Here is a 20105-nt window from a genome sequence, read left to right on the forward strand (position 1 = left end):
GCTACGATCTGCGCTTGTGAACCGCGAAGTGACTCTGCCCCTGATCGTCGACGACCAAGGCTCCCTGCAGGTGGCGGCCGCGGATGTGAGCAGGTTGCTGCGGACCGTGGGGACGCGGTGGGTGCGGCTCGTGGAGGCCGGGGAGGATCTGGACGAGGACACGGTGGCCGCGCTCACGATCGAGCTCGCCAAGCTCGCCGACCGCATCGACGTGGCCTGTATCGCGCACAGCAGCGGGGCGCCGTAGTCCCCTCGTTGGAGTAGCAACACGCGAGATCGTCGCCCTCCCGGGTGATCGTGGGTGGAGCACCTTCTGAGGTGAACCACCTTCGAAAGCAGGCACGGTTCATGGCGACTCTGTGCAGACCCTCGGTGTCCGTCCCGGAGCATGTGATCACGATGGATCAGACGCTGGAGCTGGCGCGCTCCCGTCACGCGGATCATCCTCAACTGCCGCTGGCGTTCCGGTTGATCGAGAACACGGGAGTGAAGACGCGGCACATCGTGCAGCCCGTCGAGGAGACCCTCAGGCACCCCGGCTCCGAGGAGCGCAACAAGCTGTACGCGAAGGAGGCCAAGGCCCGCGTGCCGGCAGTCGTCCAGCGGGCGCTCGACGACGCGGAGCTGCTCACCACCGACATCGACGTGATCGTCTACGTCTCGTGCACGGAGTTCATGATGCCCTCGATGACGGCCTGGCTGATCAACGAGATGGGTTTCGACAACACGACCCGCCAGATACCCATCGCCCAGCTGGGCTGCGCGGCCGGCGGCGCGGCGATCAACCGGGCTTCTGCACGGCCTATTCCGAGGCCGACGCCCTCATCGTGGCCTGCGAGTTCTGCTCGCTGTGCTACCAGCCCACCGACCTCGGTGTCGGCTCGCTGCTCTCCAACGGCCTGTTCGGCGACGGCATCGCGGCCGCCGTGGTGCGCGGCCGGGGCGGTGAGGGTGTCCGGCTGGAGCGCAACGGCTCGTACCTGATCCCGAAGACCGAGGAGTGGATCATGTACGACGTTCGGGCCACCGGGTTCCACTTTCTGCTGGACAAGCGGGTGCCGACCACCATGGAGCCGCTGGCCCCGGCGCTTCGCGACCTGGCCGGGTCCCACGGCTGGGACGCCTCCGACCTGGACTTCTACATCGTGCACGCGGGCGGCCCCCGCATCCTCGACGACCTGAGCAGGTTCCTGCGGGTCGATTCGCAGGCCTTCCGGTTCAGCCGCGCCACGCTGACCGAGTACGGCAACATCGCCAGCGCCGTCGTGCTGGACGCGCTGCGCCGGCTGTTCGAGGAGGGCGGCGTCCGGAACCGGGCGCGCGGACTGCTCGCCGGGTTCGGTCCCGGCATCACCGCGGAGATGGCCGTCGGCCACTGGACCTGCGAGGACGAGACGACATGAGCGACGAGACACTCACCGACAGCCGCCCCCCGGTCCGGCAGTGGCCCGCCCTGGACCTGACCGGTGCGGACTTCGACCCGGTGCTGACGGAGCTGATGGCCGAGGGACCGGTCACCCGGATCCGGCTGCCCAACGGCGAGGGCTGGGCCTGGCTGGCCACCCGGATGGACGATGTGCGCACGGTCACCAACGACCCGCGCTTCAGCCGGGAGGCGGTCATGGACCGTCCGGTCACCCGGCTCGCCCCGCACTTCATCCCGGGCCGGGACGCGGTGGGCTTCCTCGACCCGCCCGACCACACCCGGCTGCGCCGCGCGGTGGCCGCCGCGTTCACCGCGAAGGGTGTGGAGCGCGTCCGTGAGCGGGCGCGCGGCATGCTCGACGAGCTCGTGGAGGAACTGCTGTGCGACGGCCCGCCGGCCGATCTGACCGAGGCGGTGCTCGGACCGTTCCCCATCGCGGTGATCTGCGAGCTGATGGGCGTCCCGGCCGCGGACCGGCAGTCCATGCACACCTGGACCCAGCTGATCCTGTCGTCCTCGCACGGCGCCCATGTCTCCGAGCGGGCCAAGGAGGAGATGGGCGCCTACTTCTCCGACCTGATCGGGCAGCGCGAGGGCAGCACCGGCGAGGACGTCACCTCGCTGCTGGGCGCGGCCGTGGGCCGGTGCGAGGTGTCGCTGAGCGAGGCGGTGGGCCTGGCGGTGCTGCTGCAGATCGGCGGCGAGGCGGTGACCAACAACAGCGGCCAGATGTTCTATCTGCTGCTGACCCGACCGGAGCTCGCCGACCGGCTGCGCACGGACCCGGCGATCCGCCCCCAGGCCATCGAGGAGCTGCTGCGCCTCATCCCGCACCGCAACGCGGTCGGGCTGTCCCGGATCGCCCTGGAGGACGTGGAGATCGGCGGCGTGCGCATCCGCGAAGGGGACGCGGTCTACGTGTCGTACCTGGCGGCCAACCGCGACCCGGAGGTCTTCCCGGACCCGGAGACGATCGACCTCACGCGCGCGCCGAACCCGCACGTCGCCTTCGGCTTCGGGCCGCACTACTGTCCGGGCGGGATGCTGGCCCGGCTGGAGTCGCAGTTGTTGATGGACGCGCTGCTGGACGGTGTCCCGAGGCTGCGGCCGGCGGTCGCTCCGGAGCAGGTGCCGTTCCGCAGGGGCGCGCTGATCCGGGGCCCCGAGGCCCTGCCGGTCACGTGGTGATCCGCCGGTGACCGCGACCGAGGGCCTGCTGGTGCCGCCGGGGCACGGCCGGATCGTCGACACCCCTGCCCAGCGCGTCACCTTCAAGGTGACCGGCAGTCACTCCCGTACCGCCTCCACCTTCGAGGTGGAGGTGCCGCCGGGCTTCGACGTCGGTGCCCATGTGCACACCCGCAGCGAGGAGTTGTTCTACGTGCTGGAGGGCGAGCTGGACGTGCTCGCCTTCGAGCCGCGGGTGCGCACGCCCGACCACTGGCAGCGCTGGGAGTCCGCTGCGGGCCACCGGGTGGTACGGGCGACGCCGGGCACGGTGATCGTCGTACCGCCCGGGCGCCCGCACGCGTTCGCGAACCCGACGGACGCCCCCGCCAGGATGTTGTTCCAGGCGTCCCCGCCGCCCGACCACGAGCGGTACTTCGAGGAGCTGCTGGAGATCCTGGGCGGGGGCGGGCCGCCCGACCACGCGGCGATCGCAAAGCTGCGGGCGCGGTACGACATCGAGCAGCTGACCCCGTTGCGCCACCGCTAGCGGATCGGCGTCCCCGACAGCGTCCGGGCGATCACCAGCCGCTGGATCTCGCTGGTGCCTTCGAAGATGGTGTAGATGGCGCTGTCGCGGTGCATGCGCTCCACCGGGTACTCGCGGGTGTAGCCGTTGCCGCCGAGGATCTGGATCGCCTGTGCGGTGACCTTCTTGGCGGTCTCGCTGGCGAACAGCTTGGACATCGAGCCCTCGGCCGCCGTGAACGGCTTGCCGTTGACCGCCATCCAGGAGGCGCGCCAGACCAGCAGCCGGGCGGCGTCGATCTGCGTGCGCATGTCGGCGAGCTGGAAGGCGACGCCCTGGTTGTCGATGATCGGGCGGCCGAACTGCTCGCGGGTCGTCGCGTAGTCGAGGGCGACCTCGTAGGCGGCGCGGGCGGTGCCGACCGCCATGGCACCGACGGCCGGGCGGGACGCCTCGAAGGTGGCCATCGCCGCGTTCTTGACGCGCTCACCGCCGGCCTTCGCCCGCTCCCGGGCCCGGGCGAGGCGCTCGTCCAGCTTCTCCTTGCCGCCGAGCAGGCAGGAGCCCGGGACGCGTACGTCGTCGAGGACGACCTCGGCGGTGTGCGAGGCGCGGATGCCGTGCTTCTTGAACTTCTGGCCCTGGGTCAGGCCGGGCGTGTCCGGCGGGACGATGAAGGAGGCGTGGCCCTTGGAGCCCAGCTCCGGGTCGACGACGGCGACGACCACGTGGACGTTGGCAATGCCGCCGTTGGTCGCCCAGGTCTTGGTGCCGTTGATCACCCATTCGTCCTTGGCCTCGTCGTACACCGCGCGGGTGCGCATGGAGGCGACGTCGGAGCCGGCGTCGGGTTCGGAGGAGCAGAACGCGGCGACCTTGACGTCGCTCGCGTCCCCGTACATCTGGGGGATCCAGGTGCCGATCTGCTCCTCGGTGCCGTTGGCGAGGACGCCGACGGCGGCGAGGCCGGTGCCGACTATGGAGAGCGCGATGCCCGCGTCGCCCCAGAACAGCTCCTCCATCGCCATGGGGATGCCGAGGCCGGTGGGGTCGAAGTACTGCTGGGCGTAGAAGTCGAGGGAGTAGATGCCGACCTTGGCGGCCTCCTGGATGACCGGCCAGGGAGTCTCCTCACGCTCGTCCCATTCGGCGGCCGCGGGGCGGATGACGTCGGCGGCGAATCCGTGCAGCCAGTCCCGGACCTCCTTCTGTTCGTCGTTGAGCTCCATGGTGAACTCGGCCATGTCCCCTCCAGCGGCGGCACACCGACGTGCCGTATCGTGTTACTAGCGGTAACGCGAGTGTGTTACCGGCCGGTAGGAAAAGTCAACTCCTGATGACAGCTCGGCATCCCGTTCGAGGTGTCCCCGCCGTCAGGTGCTAGTTTGCGCAGGCGTCACCGAATCAGCACGGGTGGGGAGAGCACATGGACACCACGCAGCGCAGCGACCAGCAGCGGTCCGCCGACCGCCGACGGCGCGAGCTGCTGGAGGCCGCGGACCGGGTGGTGCTCCGGGACGGCCCGCAGGCGTCGATGAACGCCATCGCCGCCGAGGCGGGCATCACCAAGCCCATCCTCTACCGCCACTTCGGCGACAAGGGCGGGCTCTACGCGGCCCTGGCCAAGCGGCACACCGACGCGCTGCTGGACTCGCTGCGGGCGGCGCTGGACGCGCCCGCCGACCGGCGCGAGCGGGTCGAGGCCACCCTCGACACCTACCTCGGGGCGATCGAGGCGCGACCCCAGGTGTACCGCTTCCTGATGCACCCGGCCGAGGGCTCGCAGAGCGGCGACCAGGGCTTCGACGTCGGCAAGCACAGCGCCCCGCTGCTGCGGCGGATGGGCGAGGAGCTCGCGCAGGTCATCGAGGAGCGGCTGGATCTCGGGCCGGCGAGTCAGCAGCTCGCCCGCGTGTGGGGCCACGGCATCGTCGGCATGATGCACGCGGCCGGGGACTGGTGGCTGGGCGAGCGTCCCTGCTCCCGCGCCGAGCTGGTACGGAGCCTGGCGGACCTGCTGTGGGGGCGGCTGGCGGCGGCCGGCGACAAGATGGGCGGTCCCGGTTTCTGAGCCGCGCTCAGCGGGGCGGGGAACACACCCGCGCCGCCCCCTCGCGCGGATTCACCGCGCCCACGGCGCTCGGGCGGCCCGACGCAGCACCCTCCGCCTGCGCCACCCCGTGAGGCGGTCCACATAGAGCGTGCCGTCCAGGTGGTCCACCTCGTGCTGGAGGCACCGGGCGAAGAACCCGGTCCCGTGCACGGTCACCGGCTCCCCCGTCACCGTGCGGCCCTCGACGACCGCGTGGTCGTACCGCTCCGTGCCCGCCTCCAGCCCCGGCAGGGACAGGCAGCCCTCGGGGCCGCGGAGCACCACGCCGTCCGCCTCGACCAGGCGCGGGTTCACGAGGTGGCCCAGGTGGCGGACGTCCTCGTCGTCGGGGCAGTCGTAGACGAAGACCCGCAGCCGCTCCCCCACTTGGCTGGCGGCAAGGCCCACTCCGCGAGCCGCGTACATCGTCGCGAACAAATCCTCCACGAGCGCCGCGAGTTCCGGACCGAAGTCCGTGACATCCTTGCAGGGCTCGTGCAGCACCGGGTTGCCGAGCAGGGTGAGGGGCCGGACGCGCCCGCGGGCGCCCGGGATCGAGCCGTGTCGCATGGCCGCAAGGGTACGGTCCTCACTGCCCACGCCACCGCCGCGCGCGCGTGGGCCGGGATTCGGGAGTGTGAATGGATCTCGATAGGCTGACCACCCACCACGGTGCCGTCAGGCTTCAGGCGCGGCGCGAACGCAAGGAGGATCGAGAACTGATGGCAGGCAACTCGGACCCGCTGACGCCACGGGCCAAGCTGGCCGTGACCGCGGGCAAGGCGGTCGCTGCGGCATCCCGCGCCGCCGGGCGCGGCAGCGGATCGGTGATCGGCGGCCGGGTCGCGCTGAAACTCGACCCCGACCTCCTCGCCCGGCTCGCCCAGCACCTGGACGTGATCCTGGTCTCGGCGACCAACGGCAAGACCACCACCACCCGGCTGATCGCCGAGGCCCTGCGCGCCGCGGGCCCCGTCGTCTCCAACGCCCTCGGCGCCAACATGCCGGCCGGCATCACCTCGGCCCTGGCCGGCGGCTCGGACGCCAAGTTCGGCGTCATCGAGGTCGACGAGAAGTACCTCGCCGGGGTGGCCCGGGACACCGCGCCCAAGTGCATCGCGCTGCTCAACCTCTCCCGGGACCAGCTGGACCGCGCCGCCGAGACCCGCATGCTCGCCGAGAACTGGCGCGAGGGGCTCGCCGGGTCCAAGTCGGTCATCGTGGCCAACGCCGACGACCCGCTGGTCGTGTGGGCCGCATCCTCCTCGCCCAACGTGGTGTGGGTCGCCGCCGGGCAGATGTGGAAGGACGACGCCTGGTCCTGCCCGTCCTGCGGCGGTGTGATGCAGCGGCCGGGCGAGGACTGGTTCTGCGGCGAGTGCGGCTTCCGTCGGCCGACGCCGAGCTGGGTGCTGTCCGGGGACCACGTCCTCGACCCGCACGGCTCCGCGTGGCCCATCCACCTCCAGCTCCCGGGCCGCGCCAACAAGGCCAACGCGGCCAGCTCCGCCGCCGTCGCGGCCGTCTTCGGCGTCCCGCCGCAGGTGGCCCTGGAGCGCATGTACCAGGTGCAGGCGGTCGCCGGGCGCTACGACGTGGTGCAGTTCATGCAGCGCGACCTGCGGCTGCTGCTGGCGAAGAACCCGGCCGGCTGGCTGGAGACCTTCAGCCTGATCGATCCGCCGCCCACCCCGGTGATCCTGTCCGTCAACGCCCGCGGCGCCGACGGCACCGACACCTCCTGGCTGTGGGACGTGGACTACACGCGTCTGACCGGCCACCCGATCTTCGTCATCGGCGACCGGAGGCTGGACCTCGCCGTGCGGCTGGAGGTCGCGGGCCAGCACTTCCAGGTGTGCGACACCCTCGACCAGGCGGTGCAGCAGGCGCCGCCCGGCCGGATCGAGGTCATCGCGAACTACACCGCCTTCCAGGACCTGCGCCGCCGCGTCGGCAACTGACACACAGGGGACTTACGTGAGCGACAACCAACTGCGGGTCGTCTGGGTCTACCCGGACCTGCTCAGCACCTACGGCGACCAGGGCAACGTGCTGGTCGTGGAGCGCCGGGCCCGGCAGCGCGGCCTGGACGTGGCACGCCTCGACGTGCGCAGCGACCAGCCGATCCCCACCTCCGGCGACATCTACCTCATCGGCGGCGGCGAGGACCGGCCGCAGCGGCTGGCCGCGGAGCGGCTGCGGCGGGACGGCCACCTGTACCAGGCGGTGAACAACGGCGCGATCGTGTTCGCGGTGTGCGCCGGCTACCAGATCCTCGGCCACGAGTTCGTCAACGACCTCGGCCAGCGCCAGCCGGGCCTCGGCCTGCTCGACGTCACCACGGTGCGCGGCGAGGGCGAGCGGTGCGTCGGCGACGTCCTCGGCGACATCGACCAGCCCCTGGGCCTGCCGCCGCTGACCGGGTTCGAGAACCACCAGGGCATCACCCACCTCGGCCCCACCGCCCGCCCCCTGGCCCGGGTCCGCCTCGGCCGGGGCAACGGCACCGGCGACGGCACCGAGGGCGCGTACAACGACACCGTCTTCGGTACGTACATGCACGGCCCGGTGCTCGCCCGCAACCCGCAGATCGCGGACCTGCTGCTGAAGCTGGCCCTGGACGTCAACGCGCTGCCGCCGACCGACGACCGCTGGTACGAGGCGCTGCGCAACGAGCGCATCGCGGCGGCGCAGCAGCCCGCGTGACCGGCGGTCGCGCGACCGGGCTGTTCACCTGATCTTCGGGGCACCGTCAGCAGCCCGTCTGACGGTGCATCCGCGCAGGTGAGCGGGGCCGTCCAGCAGGCGGACGCACGGTACGGCCCCGCCCCCTCCTGACGCTAGGGTGGCGGGGATTCGTGCCGGACGACGGGGTCCGGTCCCCGCGCCCACATGGAGAAGGTTGTTTCGGGCTATGCGCATTGGTGTCCTCACGTCCGGCGGCGACTGTCCCGGCCTGAACGCCGTCATCCGGTCCGTCGTACACCGTGCCGTCGCCGACCACGGCGACGAGGTCATCGGCTTCCGCGACGGCTGGAAGGGCCTCCTGGAGTGCGACTACCTCAAGCTCGACCTGGACGCGGTGGGCGGCATCCTCGCCCGCGGCGGCACCATCCTCGGCTCCTCCCGGGTCCAGCCCTCGCACCTGCGCGACGGCGTGGAGCGGGCCCGCGGCCACGTCGAGGAACTGGGTCTCGACGCGATCATCCCGATCGGCGGTGAGGGCACCCTGAAGGCGGCCCGGCTGATGTCGGACGCCGGTCTGCCCGTCGTGGGCGTGCCGAAGACCATCGACAACGACATCGCGGTCACCGACGTCACCTTCGGTTTCGACACGGCCGTCGGCGTCGCCACGGACGCCCTGGACCGACTGAAGACGACCGCCGAGTCGCACCAGCGGGTGCTGGTCGTGGAGGTCATGGGCCGCCACACCGGCTGGATAGCGCTGCACTCCGGGATGGCGGCCGGCGCGCACGCCATCGTGGTGCCGGAGCGGCCGTTCGACATCGAGGAGCTGACCCGGCGGGTCGGTGAGCGGTTCGAGGCGGGCAAGCGGTTCGCGATCGTCGTCGCCGCCGAGGGTGCCAAGCCGCGGCCCGGCACCATGACCTTCGACGAGGGCGGCAAGGACATCTACGGGCACGAACGGTTCGCCGGCATCGCGCGCCAGCTCTCCATCGAGCTGGAGCAGCGGCTCGGCAAGGAGGCGCGGCCGGTGATCCTTGGCCACGTCCAGCGGGGCGGCACGCCCACGGCGTACGACCGGGTGCTGGCGACCAGGTTCGGGTGGCACGCGGTGGAGGCCGTGCACCGCGGGGAGTTCGGGGTGATGACCGCGCTGCGGGGCACCGACATCGTGACGGTGTCGCTGGCCGAGGCCGTGAAGACGCTGAAGACGGTGCCGGCCGAACGGTACGCCGAGGCCGAGTGCGTGCTCTAGCCTCCGGCGGGCGCCGGCGGTGCGTGACCGCCCGCGCGGTTCGTCCCGCCCCGGACGGCGGTGGCCCCCGGTCACGAGGGTGACCGGGGGCCGTCCTAGTCTTGTGGGGACCGTTTGAGCGCAAACCCCCACGAAAGCAGGAGCCGGCCGATGGATCACAGTGGGCACGGCATGGACATGGATCTGCAGCCCTTCACCCTCGGGCGGGGGCTGCAGTGGTCGGCGGAACCGTTCTTCCTCGTCGCCTGTGCCTTGGGGCTCGGCCTGTACCTGTGGGGTGTCGTACGGCTGCGGCGGCGCGGGGACGCATGGTCCCCGGGGCGGACGGTGGCGTTCGTCGCCGGCGTGCTCACCGTCGCGCTGATGATGTGCACCAAGCTGAACGACTACGGCATGGTGATGTTCAGCGTGCACATGGTGCAGCACATGGTGATCAGCATGCTGTCGCCGATCCTGGTCCTGCTCGGCGCCCCGGTGACGCTGGCGCTGCGGGCGCTGCCGGTGGCCGGTCAGGGACGCAAGGGGCCGCGCGAGCTGCTGCTGATGCTGCTGCACAGCCGGTACATGCGGGTCGTCACGCATCCGCTGTTCACGATCCCGATGTTCATCGCGAGCCTGTACGCCCTGTACTTCACCCCGCTGTTCGACTTCCTGATGGGGTCCAGGACCGGGCACGTCGCGATGATGGTGCACTTCTTCGCCGTCGGCCTGGTGTTCTTCTGGCCGATCATGGGCGTCGACCCGGGGCCGCACCGGCCCGGCTATCTGATGCGGATGCTGGAGCTGTTCGCGGGCATGCCGTTCCACGCGTTCTTCGGGATCGCGCTGATGATGGCCTCGACGACGATGGTCGAGACCTTCCAGAACCCGCCCGCCTCGCTGGGTGTCGACCCCCTCTCCGACCAGACCGCGGCCGGCGGAATCGCCTGGGCGTTCAGCGAGATCCCGTCGGTGCTGGTCCTGATCGCCCTGCTGTTCCAGTGGTACGGCTCCGAGCAGCGCCAGGCCAAGCGCAAGGACCGCGCCGCCGACCGGGACGGTGACAAGGAGCTGGAGGCGTACAACGCCTACCTCGCCTCGCTGGACGCCCGCCGGAGCTGACCGGGATGCGCCGGGGCATCGCCGCGCGGCCGCCCGCCGGGGCACCATGGAGGGAACGCGCCCTGCCGAGGGGCGTGCCGAGGAGGGTGCCGCGATGCCCGGTTCCACTGAAGGTTCCACCAGGACGATGGGGGCGCTCACCGTCGGCGGTCTGGTCGTGGTGACCGCCTACACGGTGGCGATCGGCAGCAACGGCTGGCTGTGGTTCGGCTGGGTCGTGCTGGGACTGATCACCCTGGCGCTGATCATGATGCGCGGCAGTTGAGCGGAGCCACGGGAGCCCCGTGGATCACGGGGCTCCCAGGCCGGCCGCCGAGTGCACCCCGGGCTGGTACTTCGGCAGCCGGGCGGTGATCTTCATGCCGGCGCCGGGGGCGGTCTCGATGACGAGGCCGTGGTCGTCGCCGTAGACCTGGCGGAGCCGGTCGTCCACGTTGGACAGGCCGATGCCGCCGGACGGGCTGACCTCACCGGCGAGGATGCGGCGCAGCAGCGCGGGGTCCATGCCCGCGCCGTCGTCCTCGATGGTCACCAGGGCCTCGGCACCGGCGTCCTGGGCGGTGATCCGGATGTGGCAGCGGTCGGCCTTGCCCTCCAGACCGTGTTTCACGGCGTTCTCGACGAGCGGCTGCAGGCACAGGAACGGCAGGGCGACGGGGAGCACCTCGGGGGCGATCTGCAGGGTGACGGCGAGGCGGTCGCCGAAGCGCGCGCGGACCAGGGCCAGATAGTGGTCGATGGCGTGCAGTTCGTCGGCGAGGGTGGTGAAGTCGCCGTGCCTGCGGAACGAGTAGCGGGTGAAGTCGGCGAACTCCAGGAGCAGCTCGCGGGCCCGCTCGGGGTCGGTGCGGACGAAGGACGCGATCACCGCGAGCGAGTTGAATACGAAGTGCGGGCTGATCTGGGCGCGCAGCGCCTTGATCTCGGCCTCGATGAGGCGGGTGCGGGAGTCGTCGAGGTCGGCCAGCTCCAGCTGGACCGACACCCAGCGGGCGACCTCGCCGGCCGCCCGGACCAGGACGGCGGACTCGCGCGGCGCGCAGGCCACCAGCGCCCCGTGGACGCGGTCGTCGACGGTGAGGGGGGCGACCACCGCCCAGCGGACCGGGCAGTCGGGGGCGTCGCAGTGCAGCCGGAACGCCTCGCCACGACCCGTTTCCAGCGGTCCGGCCAGCCGCTCCATGATCTCGGCGCGGTGGTGGGCGCCGACGCCGTCCCAGGCCAGCACGTCCTTCTCGTCGGTGAGGCAGAGGGCGTCGGTGCCGAGCAGGGAGCGCAGCCGGCGGGCCGACCTGCGGGCGGTCTCCTCGGTGAGGCCGGCGCGAAGCGGGGGCGCGGCGAGGGAGGCGGTGTGCAGGGTCTGGAAGGTGGCGTGCTCGACGGGGGTGCCGAGCCCGCCGAGGTTCTCGGGGCGTGCGGTGCGCCGGCCGAGCCAGAAGCCGGCGGTCAGCAGGGGGAGGATGGCGACGAGGAAGCCGGCCAGGAAACCGCTCATGCGCGCTCCTGCGCGGGGTGGGGCTCCTCGGGTGGCGGGTACGCGGGTGTCCGCAGGGCCTCCGGCAGGTGGAAGCGGGCGAGGACGGCGGCCGTGTCGGCGGGGACGCGGCCCGGGGTGGCCAGGGACACCAGGATCATGGTGAGGAAGCCCAGCGGTACCGACCACAGCGCGGGCCAGGCGAGCAGGGCGTGCAGGCGGCCCGTGCCGGGCAGTCCGGCCATGGTCGCGGCGACCGCGACGAAGGCCGCGCCGCCGCCGACGAGCATCCCGGCGGCCGCGCCGGGCGGGGTGAGCCGCCGCCACCAGATGCCGAGGACGAGCAGCGGGCAGAAGGACGACGCGGACACCGCGAAGGCCAGCCCGACCGCGTCGGCCACGGGCAGCCCGCCGACCAGCAGGCTGGCGGCGAGCGGCACGGCCATGGCGAGCCCGGTGCCCAGCCGGAAGTGGCGGACGCCCCGGGTGGGCAGCACGTCCTGGGTGAGGACGCCCGCGACGGCCATGGTCAGTCCCGAGGCCGTGGAGAGGAACGCGGCGAACGCGCCGCCGGCCACCAGTGCGCCGAGCAGGTCACCGCCGGGGCCGCCGATCATCCTGCCGGGCAGCAGCAGCACCGCGGCGTCGGCGTCGGCGGTGAGGGTCAGTTCGGGGGCGTACAGCCGGCCCAGGGCACCGTAGAGGGGCGGGAGCAGGTAGAAGGCGCCGATCAGGGCGAGGACGGCGACCGTGGTGCGGCGGGCGGCGACGCCGTGCGGGCTGGTGTAGAAGCGGACGACGACGTGCGGCAGGCCCATGGTGCCGAAGAAGGTGGCGAGGATCAGTCCGTAGGTGGCGTACAGCGGGCGCTCGGCACGGCCCTCGGCGAGCGAGGTGGACAGGCCGCCGTTGCCGGCGCGGTCGGCGGCGGGGACGGTGGTGTGCGCGGCGAAGGTGAGACGGGTGCCGCCGGTGACGCGGTGGGTGCCCGGGGGCAGCCGCACCTCGGTGCCGTCGAGGGGCCGGCTGTCCACGGTGCCGGTGACCGTCACGGTCAGGGGCGAGTCGAGTCTCAGGTCGAGGGTGTCGTCGACGCGCACGGCACGCTGCTCACGGAAGGCGGCCGGTTCCGCGAAGGCCTGCCGGGGCGCGCCGTCGGACTGCCAGGCGAGGACGAGGAAGAGCGCGGGGACGAGCAGGGCGGTGAGCTTCAGCCAGTACTGGAAGGCCTGGACGAAGGTGATGCTGCGCATCCCGCCGGCGGCGACGGTCACGGTGACGACCACGGCGACGATGATCCCGCCGAGCGAGTCGGGGGCGTCGGTGAGGACCGCGAGGGTGAGTCCGGCGCCCTGCAGCTGGGGCAGCAGGTAGAGCCAGCCGACGCCGACCACGAAAGCGCCCGCGAGACGGCGCACGGGCCGGGAGGCGAGCCGGGCCTCGGCGAAGTCGGGGAGGGTGTAGGCGCCGGAGCGGCGCAGCGGGGCGGCGACGAACAGCAGCAGGACCAGGTACCCGGCCGTGTAGCCGACCGGGTACCACAGCATGTCGGGACCCTGGACGAGGACGAGTCCGGCGATGCCGAGGAACGAGGCGGCGGAGAGGTACTCGCCGCTGATGGCGGCCGCGTTCAGGCGGGGGCCGACGGTGCGCGAGGCGACGTAGAAGTCGGAGGTGGTGCGGGAGACGCGCAGGCCGAAGGCACCGACGAGGACGGTCGTGACGACCACCAGGGCGACGGCGGGGACGGCGTAGGCGGAGTTCACGGCGGTGCCCGGTGCTCAGCGGTCCTCGACCAGCCGCACGAAGTCCCGCTCGTTGCGTTCGGCGCGGCGCACGTACCAGCGGGCGAGCAGGACCAGCGGCGCGTACAGGCAGAAGCCGAGCACCGCCCACTCCAGGCGGCGGGCCTGGGGCATGGCGGCGAAGACCAGCGGCAGGGGTCCGACGAGGAGGGCGAGGACGGCGAACACGGTGAGCGCGGCGCGCAGCTGGCTGCGCATGAGGGAGCGGACGTAGGTGTGGCCGAGGGTGGTCTGCTCGTCGATCTCGGTGCGCGGGCGGTAGTGGCCCAGGGCACGCCGGGTGCGGCGGGGCGGGCCGGTGACCACGACACGGCGTTCGGCTCTGCGCTCGGCGGGGGCGGCGGGGTCGTGCGGCACCGTCAGGCCCTCCTCATCAGCAGGTCCCGCAGTTCGCGGGCGTGCCGACGGCTGACCTGGAGTTCCTCGCCGCCGATCAGGACGCTGACGGTGCCGGCGTCCAGGCGCAGCTCGTCGATGTGGTGCAGGGCGACCAGGTGGCGGCGGTGGATGCGCACGAAGCCGCGGGCGCGCCAGCGCTCCTCCAGCGTGGACAGCGGGACGCGCAGGAGGTGGCTGCCCCGGTCGGTGTGCAGACGGGCGTAGTCGCCCCGTGCCTCGACGTGGGTGATGTCGGCGACGGCGACGAACCGGGTCACCCCGCCGAGTTCGACGGGTATGTGGTCCGGGTCGGGTTCGTGGACGGGGATGGGCGGCGGGGCGGTGCCGGCCGCCGCGTCGGGGATGGCGGCGGCGCGCCGTTCGGCGACGCGGCGCACGGCCTCGGAGAGGCGTTCGGTGCGCACGGGTTTGAGGACGTAGTCGACGGCCTTGAGGTCGAAGGCCCGGACGGCGAAGTCCTCGTGGGCGGTGACGAACACGACGAGCGGGGGCTGGGCGAAGCCGGTGAGCAGCCGGGCCAGGTCGAGGCCGTCGAGGCCGGGCATCTGGATGTCGAGGAAGACCACGTCGAGGGCGTCGGGGCCGTCGGGGCCGCACTCCAGGGCACGGTTGATGCGGCGCAGGGCCCCGGTCGCGTCACCGGCGCCCTCGACCGTGCCGATCCGCGGGTCCGCGGTCAGCAGGTAGAGGAGTTCCTCCAGCGAGGGCCGTTCGTCGTCCACGGCGAGCGCGCGCAACATGAAGGTGGAGTGTAGGGGCGATCCGCGCCGGGGGACACGTGCCGTGCGCGGCCGTCCCGCCGGTCGGGCGCGAGGGTCCTCCCCACTGGATACAGTGCCCGCATGCACAGCGTTCCCGCCTCGTTCGACGAGCTCGACCGGAAGATCATCACGGCTCTGATGGCGAACGCCAGGACCAGCTTCGCCGAGATCGGGACGGCGATCGGGCTGTCGTCGACGGCGGTGAAGCGCCGGGTGGACCGGTTGCGGGACGCCGGGGTGATCACCGGCTTCACGGCGACGGTGAAGCCGTCCGCGCTGGGCTGGCGCACGGAGGCGTACGTCGAGGTGTTCTGCGAGGGCGCGGCCCCGCCGCGGCGGCTGGCGGAGGTGGTGCGCAACCACCCGGAGATCACCGCCGCGATGACGGTGACCGGTGGGGCGGACGCGCTGCTGCACGTGCGGGCGCGGGACGTGGAGCACTTCGAGGAGGTGCTGGAGCGGATCCGGGCGGAGCCGTTCATCCGGAAGACGATCAGTGTGATGGTGCTGTCGCACCTGCTGCCGGAGAGCCCGGAGGCCGGCGCCAGCCAGCCCGCACCAGACGTGCGCTGAGACCGTTGAACACGCAGCATCGTTGCGTGGACACGCAGCTCTTGTTCCTTGTCGGGCGGTTCGGTCAGTTTCTACCGTGGTGTCAACCCTCAGTCGACACCGCTGACAAGCGGAGGACCCCAGCGGAGGAACCCCTCTGTGACCGACAGCCGTGTGCCGCGCCCCCGGCGCTTCCTGGTCTGCGAACCCAGACACTTCGCCGTGCAGTACGCGATCAATCCCTGGATGCATCCCGACACCCGGGTCGACGTCGACCTGGCGCAGGAGCAGTGGCAGGCGCTGATCAGTGCCTACCGCGCCCACGGTCACGCCGTGGACACCCTGGAGCCGGTCCCCGGCCTGCCCGACATGGTCTTCGCCGCGAACTCGGCGGTCGTCGTCGACGGCCGGGTCCTCGGCTCCCTCTTCCACGCCCCCGAGCGGCGGCCCGAGTCCCTGCACTACGACACCTGGTTCAAGGACGCCGGCTACGCCGTGCACCGGCCGGAGTCGGTGTGCGAGGGTGAGGGCGATCTGGTGTGGACGGGGCGGTACGTCCTGGCCGGCACCGGGTTCCGCACCACCCGGGAGGCGCACCGCGAGGCGCAGGAGTTCTTCGGGCACCCGGTGATCAGCCTGACGCTGGTGGACCCGTACTTCTACCACCTCGACACGGCGTTGTTCGTGCTCGACGACGACAACATCGTGTACTACCCGGAGGCGTTCTCGGCAGGCAGCCGGGAGGTGCTGGCCCGGCTGTACCCGGACGCCGTGCTGGCCACCCGGGAGGACGCCATGGCGTTCGGCCTGAACTCCGTCTCCGACGGCCGCCACGTCTTCATCGCGCCGCAGGCCGAGGCGCTCGCCGGCCGTGTCGCCGAGCACGGCTACATCCCCGTCCCCGTCGACCTGTCGGAGTTCCACAAGGCCGGCGGCGGTATCAAGTGCTGCACCCAGGAGATTCGTTGATGACCGCTCTCGCCACCACCCGTTCCTCCGCCGAGCTGATCCAGGCCGAGGGGCCGGTGCTCGCGCACAACTACCATCCGCTGCCGGTCGTCGTCTCCCGTGCCGAGGGCGCCTGGGTGGAGGACGTGGAGGGCCGTCGCTACCTGGACATGCTGGCGGGTTACTCGGCGCTCAACTTCGGTCACCGGCACCCGGCGCTGATCGAGGCGGCGCACCGCCAGCTGGACCGGCTCACGCTCACCTCGCGGGCCTTCCACAACGACCAGCTCGCGGAGTTCGCGGAGCGGCTGGTGCGCCTCACCGGCATGGACATGATGCTGCCGATGAACACCGGCGCGGAGGCCGTGGAGAGCGGTATCAAGGTGGCTCGCAAATGGGCCTACGAGGTGAAGGGCGTGCCCGCGGACCGGGCCACGATCGTGGTCGCCGCGGAGAACTTCCACGGCCGTACGACGACGATCGTCAGCTTCTCCACGGACGAGACGGCCCGCGCGGGGTTCGGGCCGTTCACCCCGGGCTTCCGGATCGTGCCGTACAACGACCTGGCGGCGCTGGAGGCGGCGGTCGACGAGACCACGGCGGCCGTGCTGATCGAGCCGATCCAGGGCGAGGCCGGGGTGATCATCCCGGACGAGGGCTATCTGGCCGGGGTGCGGGAGATCACCCGCCGGGCGAACTGCCTGTTCGTCGCCGACGAGATCCAGTCGGGTCTGGGCCGTACCGGGCACACGCTGGCCGTGCAGCACGAGGGCGTGGTCCCGGACGTGGTGCTGCTCGGCAAGGCGCTCGGCGGGGGCATCGTGCCGGTGTCGGCGGTGGTGGGCCGGCGCGAGGTGCTGGAGGTGCTGCGGCCGGGCGAGCACGGCTCGACGTTCGGCGGCAATCCGCTGGCGGCGGCGGTCGGCACGGCGGTGGTGGAACTGCTGGAGAGCGGCGAGTACCAGCGCCGGGCGGCCGAGCTCGGCGCGGTGCTGCGGGGCGGCCTGTCCGAGCTGGTCGGCGAGGGCGTCGTCGGGTTCCGCTCGCGCGGTCTGTGGGCGGGCGTCGACATCGACCCGGGCATCGGCACCGGCCGGGAGATCAGCGAGCGGCTCATGCGCGAAGGGGTTCTGGTCAAGGACACCCACGGCTCGACGATCCGGCTGGCCCCGCCGCTGACCGTCACCGCCGAGGAACTGGCCTCGGCGCTCGCCACCCTGGGAGGAGTACTGCGGCAGGACGCCTGACCGCACCGGTCCGGGCCCGGCGCGCCTGCCCGCGCCGGGCCCGGACCACCCGCACTCCCCCGCACGCCGTCGGCGGTGACCGGCGGCGCGTTCACCGCGCCGTCCAGGTAGCCGACCGGACCCCGGGCGGGCAGGGTGAGGGGGAAGGAAGAGGTGGTAGACCACTCTCAGCGACGGAGAGGTCGGCCGTGGGCGTTGACGAGGACCATGACGTCGGCCGCCGCTGGTTCGACGTGGCCGACGCCGCACCCCTGCTGCTCGACGCGGAGGGCGTGGTCACGAGCTGGACCGGCAGCGCGCGGCGGCTGCTGGCGTATCCGGCCGCCGAGGCGGTCGGGACGGGGCTGGAGCGGCTGCTGGGCCGGGAGGACGCCGCCCGGGTGCCGCAGTTGCTCGCGCGGTGCCGCACCGACGGCGGATGGGCCGGGCTGCTCACCGCCCGGTGCCGCGACGGTCGGTCGCTGCGGGTGATGGCCCGGATCACCTCCGCCGCCGAAGTGCGCGGCCCCTCCCGCTGGCTTGTGCTGCTCAACGAGATGGCCGAGGCACCCGGCTGGAACATGGACCGCCAGGTCCTGGAGCAGATGGTGGCCGGCTCACCCATCGGCATCGCCATCGTGGACACCGACCTGCGCTTCGTGTGGTCGAACGCGGCCCTCGCCCGGTTCGGCGGCGGCCCTCCGGCCGAGCGGCTGGGCCGCCGGCTGGCGGACATCCAGCCGGGGCTGGACGCCTCGGCCATCGAGAGCCGGATGCGGCGGGTGCTGGCCAGCGGGGAACCGGTCGTCGGGTACGAGCACGTCGGCCGTATACGGTCCGCACCGCACCGCGAGACCGCGCACATGATGTCCTTCACCCGGCTCGACGACGAGTACGGCCACCCGATGGGGGTCTACTACACGGTCGTCGACATCACCGAGCGGCACCGTGCCCGGCAGCGGCTGGCCCTGCTCGACATGGCCGGCCGGTCGATCGGCCGCAGCCTGGACTGCGCGCGCACCGCGCAGGAGCTGGCCGACATCGTCGTGCCGGGCTTCGCCGACCTCGTCACCGTGGACCTGCTGGAGTCGGTGCTGCGGGGCGTGGAGCCGGCACCGGTGCCGGAGGGCGACGGTGCGGCCGGGGTGGCGTTGCGGCGCGCGGGGCACCAGTCGGTGAACGAGGGCGTTCCGGAGGCGTTCGTACCGGCCGGCGGGCCGGTGGAGTACCTGCCCGGCTCACCGCCGCTGCGTGCTCTGGCCTCGGGCCGATCCTGGTCCCGGGAGCGGCTGGACCCGTCGACGCCGCAGTGGGCGGCCGAGGTGCCCGGCGAGCGGCGGGCCACCTTCCGGGAGCTCGGCCTGCACAGCGCGCTGATCGTTCCGTTGCGCTCCCGGGGGGTGACGCTGGGCCTGACCACGTTCTTCCGGGGGCATCGCAAGGAGCCGTTCGACGCGGGCGACGTCTCGCTCGCCGAGGATCTGGTCTCGCGGGCCGCGGTCTGTGTCGACAACGCCCGCCGCTACACCCGCGAGCGCGACGCGGCGCTGCTGCTGCAGCGCAGTCTGCTCCCCCGCCGGCTGCCGGAGCAGGACGCGGTCACGGTGTCGGCCTGCTACCGCCCGGCCGACGAGCTGACCGGTCTCGGCGGCGACTGGTACGACCTGATCCCGCTGTCGGGCGCCCGGGTGGCGCTGGTGGTGGGCGAGGTGCCGGGGCACGGCATCGCGGCCGCGGCGGCCATGGGCCGGCTGCGCACCGCGGTGCGCACGCTGGCCGCGCTGGACCTGTCGCCGGACGAGGTCCTCGCCCACCTGGACGACCTGGTGGCGCGCACCGCGAGCGAGGAGGGCGTCGACCCCGAGGGGGCGGCGGGCGAGGGCGCGGGTGCCGTGGGCTCGGGCTGTGTGTACGTGGTGTACGACCCGGTGGACGGGCGGTGCGCGATGGCCGCGGCGGGGCACCCGGCGCCGGTGGTCGTGGCGCCGGGCGGGGCGGTGATCTTCGTGGAGCTGCCGCAGGGTCCGCCGCTGGGCACGGGCGGCCCGCCCTTCGAGGCGGTCGAGCTGTGCCTGCCCGAGGGCAGCACGCTGGCGCTGCACACGGACGGGTTGCTGGCGCGGCGCGGGCCGGGGGCGCCGGACAGCGGCCGGGACGGGCTGCGCCGGGCGCTGGAGGGCACGGTGGACTCGCTGCACCTGCGCTGCCGGGCGGTCGTCGACGCCCTGGCCCCGGCCCGGCCGAACGACGACGTGGCGCTGCTGATGGCGCGCACCCTGCGGCTGGGCGCCGGGCAGGTCGCCGAGTGGGAGGTGCCGGCCGATCCGGCGACGGTCGCCGATGCGCGGCGGGCGGCGGCCGGGCGGCTCGCGGACTGGGGTCTGGAGGAGCTGGTGTTCACCACCGAACTGGTGGTGAGCGAGCTGATGACCAACGCCATCCGGCACGCCGCGGGGCCGATCCGGGTGCGGCTGATCCGGGGCCGGGCGCTGGTCACCGAGGTGCACGACGGCGGTGCCACCGCGCCGCATCTGCGCCATCCGCGTACCACCGACGAGGGCGGGCGCGGACTGCTGCTGGTGTCCCAGCTCACCCAGCGGTGGGGCACCCGCTTCACGGACGATGGCAAGATCATCTGGGCCGAGCAGTCGCTGTCCGGACCCGAGCTCTGACAGGTCACCCCCG

General features: G+C 72.6%; 19 protein-coding genes and 1 pseudogene. 14 read left to right on the forward strand and 6 right to left on the reverse strand.

Translation table 11 applies throughout. From position 1 onward, the window contains the following. The first annotated feature begins 16 nt into the window (after positions 1-16). From ACSLTV_RS16765 to ACSLTV_RS16780, 4 genes and pseudogenes are all read left to right on the forward strand, one after another. On the forward strand, positions 17-247 hold the full coding sequence (locus ACSLTV_RS16765; RefSeq protein ID WP_432136938.1) for a DUF6213 family protein: 231 nt from the start codon (positions 17-19) through the stop codon (positions 245-247). A 101-nt stretch (positions 248-348) separates the two neighbouring features. After that, positions 349-1403, forward strand: a pseudogene (locus tag ACSLTV_RS16770) (type III polyketide synthase). Then, positions 1400-2614: a cytochrome P450 gene (locus ACSLTV_RS16775; RefSeq protein WP_435612412.1), complete on the forward strand. Its 1215-nt coding sequence runs from the start codon at positions 1400-1402 to the stop codon at positions 2612-2614. The pseudogene ACSLTV_RS16770 and the gene ACSLTV_RS16775 overlap by 4 nt, the downstream one beginning before the upstream one ends. 7 nt (positions 2615-2621) lie before the next feature. Continuing rightward, on the forward strand, positions 2622-3143 hold the full coding sequence (locus tag ACSLTV_RS16780; protein ID WP_432136936.1) for a cupin domain-containing protein: 522 nt from the start codon (positions 2622-2624) through the stop codon (positions 3141-3143). On the opposite strand, the gene ACSLTV_RS16785 is transcribed toward ACSLTV_RS16780, so the two are convergent. After that, a complete protein-coding gene (locus ACSLTV_RS16785) occupies positions 3140-4366 on the reverse strand; it encodes an acyl-CoA dehydrogenase family protein (RefSeq protein WP_432136935.1) in 1227 nt (408 codons plus the stop codon). The genes ACSLTV_RS16780 and ACSLTV_RS16785 overlap by 4 nt on opposite strands. Positions 4367-4548: 182 nt before the next feature. On the opposite strand from ACSLTV_RS16785, the gene ACSLTV_RS16790 reads away from it, so the two are divergent. Continuing rightward, a complete protein-coding gene (locus tag ACSLTV_RS16790; RefSeq protein ID WP_432136934.1) occupies positions 4549-5193 on the forward strand; it encodes a TetR family transcriptional regulator in 645 nt (214 codons plus the stop codon). Positions 5194-5244: 51 nt separating this feature from the next. Here ACSLTV_RS16790 and def read toward each other — a convergent pair whose 3' ends face one another. Beyond that, positions 5245-5784 (reverse strand): peptide deformylase, encoded by a 540-nt coding sequence (gene def / locus ACSLTV_RS16795; protein ID WP_432136933.1) that lies wholly within the window; start codon positions 5782-5784, stop codon positions 5245-5247. A 152-nt stretch (positions 5785-5936) separates the two neighbouring features. On the opposite strand from def, the gene ACSLTV_RS16800 reads away from it, so the two are divergent. From ACSLTV_RS16800 to ACSLTV_RS16820, 5 genes are all read left to right on the forward strand, one after another. Continuing rightward, positions 5937-7175, forward strand: a complete 1239-nt coding sequence (locus ACSLTV_RS16800) for a MurT ligase domain-containing protein (protein WP_432136932.1) — start codon at positions 5937-5939, stop codon at positions 7173-7175. A gap of 16 nt (positions 7176-7191) precedes the next feature. Then, entirely contained in the window at positions 7192-7920 is a 729-nt protein-coding gene (locus ACSLTV_RS16805) for a type 1 glutamine amidotransferase (RefSeq protein WP_432136931.1), read from the forward strand. Between the two features lie 208 nt (positions 7921-8128). Continuing rightward, complete coding sequence (locus ACSLTV_RS16810) at positions 8129-9154, forward strand: 6-phosphofructokinase (protein WP_432136930.1); 1026 nt, start codon at positions 8129-8131, stop codon at positions 9152-9154. Positions 9155-9304: 150 nt separating this feature from the next. Continuing rightward, positions 9305-10255, forward strand: a complete 951-nt coding sequence (locus tag ACSLTV_RS16815; RefSeq protein ID WP_435612413.1) for a cytochrome c oxidase assembly protein — start codon at positions 9305-9307, stop codon at positions 10253-10255. Between the two features lie 94 nt (positions 10256-10349). Then, a complete protein-coding gene (locus ACSLTV_RS16820) occupies positions 10350-10520 on the forward strand; it encodes a hypothetical protein (protein ID WP_432136928.1) in 171 nt (56 codons plus the stop codon). Positions 10521-10544: 24 nt separating this feature from the next. Here ACSLTV_RS16820 and ACSLTV_RS16825 read toward each other — a convergent pair whose 3' ends face one another. From ACSLTV_RS16825 to ACSLTV_RS16840, 4 genes are read right to left on the reverse strand one after another with little or no spacing between them, the layout of a single operon-like run. Beyond that, the gene (locus ACSLTV_RS16825; protein WP_432136927.1) at positions 10545-11750 is read right to left on the reverse strand and encodes a sensor histidine kinase; all 1206 of its coding nucleotides are present in this window, start codon (positions 11748-11750) and stop codon (positions 10545-10547) included. Then, a complete protein-coding gene (locus ACSLTV_RS16830) occupies positions 11747-13495 on the reverse strand; it encodes a cation acetate symporter (protein WP_435612414.1) in 1749 nt (582 codons plus the stop codon). The genes ACSLTV_RS16825 and ACSLTV_RS16830 overlap by 4 nt, the downstream gene beginning before the upstream one ends. A 15-nt stretch (positions 13496-13510) precedes the next feature. Continuing rightward, a complete protein-coding gene (locus ACSLTV_RS16835) occupies positions 13511-13897 on the reverse strand; it encodes a hypothetical protein (protein ID WP_432136958.1) in 387 nt (128 codons plus the stop codon). Further along, positions 13894-14673: a LytR/AlgR family response regulator transcription factor gene (locus ACSLTV_RS16840; RefSeq protein ID WP_435612415.1), complete on the reverse strand. Its 780-nt coding sequence runs from the start codon at positions 14671-14673 to the stop codon at positions 13894-13896. The genes ACSLTV_RS16835 and ACSLTV_RS16840 overlap by 4 nt, the downstream gene beginning before the upstream one ends. 102 nt (positions 14674-14775) lie before the next feature. Here ACSLTV_RS16840 and ACSLTV_RS16845 point away from each other — a divergent pair, with 102 nt between their 5' ends. The 4 genes from ACSLTV_RS16845 (at position 14776) to ACSLTV_RS16860 (ending at position 20092) form a co-directional block, all read left to right on the forward strand. Further along, positions 14776-15267, forward strand: a complete 492-nt coding sequence (locus tag ACSLTV_RS16845) for an Lrp/AsnC family transcriptional regulator (RefSeq protein WP_435612416.1) — start codon at positions 14776-14778, stop codon at positions 15265-15267. A gap of 138 nt (positions 15268-15405) precedes the next feature. Then, positions 15406-16215 (forward strand): dimethylargininase, encoded by an 810-nt coding sequence (gene ddaH, locus ACSLTV_RS16850; protein ID WP_432136923.1) that lies wholly within the window; start codon positions 15406-15408, stop codon positions 16213-16215. Next, on the forward strand, positions 16215-17441 hold the full coding sequence (rocD, locus tag ACSLTV_RS16855; RefSeq protein WP_435612417.1) for an ornithine--oxo-acid transaminase: 1227 nt from the start codon (positions 16215-16217) through the stop codon (positions 17439-17441). The genes ddaH and rocD overlap by 1 nt, the downstream gene beginning before the upstream one ends. Before the next feature lie 188 nt (positions 17442-17629). Next, entirely contained in the window at positions 17630-20092 is a 2463-nt protein-coding gene (locus ACSLTV_RS16860; protein ID WP_435612418.1) for a SpoIIE family protein phosphatase, read from the forward strand. Positions 20093-20105 lie beyond the last annotated feature (13 nt).

Origin of the sequence: Streptomyces sp. bgisy159 (genome assembly GCF_965341775.1) — a bacterium.
Classification (GTDB): Bacteria; Actinomycetota; Actinomycetes; order Streptomycetales; family Streptomycetaceae; genus Streptomyces.

Excerpts from the sequence above, each read along its gene's own strand:
- ACSLTV_RS16810 (WP_432136930.1), top strand. The coding sequence starts at position 8,129 with ATGCGCATTGGTGTCCTCACGTCCGGCGGCGACTGTCCCGGCCTGAAC.
- ACSLTV_RS16825 (WP_432136927.1), bottom strand. The coding sequence starts at position 11,750 with ATGAGCGGTTTCCTGGCCGGCTTCCTCGTCGCCATCCTCCCCCTGCTG.
- ACSLTV_RS16790 (WP_432136934.1), top strand. The coding sequence starts at position 4,549 with ATGGACACCACGCAGCGCAGCGACCAGCAGCGGTCCGCCGACCGCCGA.
- ACSLTV_RS16785 (WP_432136935.1), bottom strand. The coding sequence starts at position 4,366 with ATGGCCGAGTTCACCATGGAGCTCAACGACGAACAGAAGGAGGTCCGG.
- ACSLTV_RS16800 (WP_432136932.1), top strand. The coding sequence starts at position 5,937 with ATGGCAGGCAACTCGGACCCGCTGACGCCACGGGCCAAGCTGGCCGTG.
- ACSLTV_RS16775 (WP_435612412.1), top strand. The coding sequence starts at position 1,400 with ATGAGCGACGAGACACTCACCGACAGCCGCCCCCCGGTCCGGCAGTGG.
- ACSLTV_RS16820 (WP_432136928.1), top strand. The coding sequence starts at position 10,350 with ATGCCCGGTTCCACTGAAGGTTCCACCAGGACGATGGGGGCGCTCACC.
- rocD (WP_435612417.1), top strand. The coding sequence starts at position 16,215 with ATGACCGCTCTCGCCACCACCCGTTCCTCCGCCGAGCTGATCCAGGCC.
- ACSLTV_RS16815 (WP_435612413.1), top strand. The coding sequence starts at position 9,305 with ATGGATCACAGTGGGCACGGCATGGACATGGATCTGCAGCCCTTCACC.
- ACSLTV_RS16845 (WP_435612416.1), top strand. The coding sequence starts at position 14,776 with ATGCACAGCGTTCCCGCCTCGTTCGACGAGCTCGACCGGAAGATCATC.
- ACSLTV_RS16840 (WP_435612415.1), bottom strand. The coding sequence starts at position 14,673 with ATGTTGCGCGCGCTCGCCGTGGACGACGAACGGCCCTCGCTGGAGGAA.
- def (WP_432136933.1), bottom strand. The coding sequence starts at position 5,784 with ATGCGACACGGCTCGATCCCGGGCGCCCGCGGGCGCGTCCGGCCCCTC.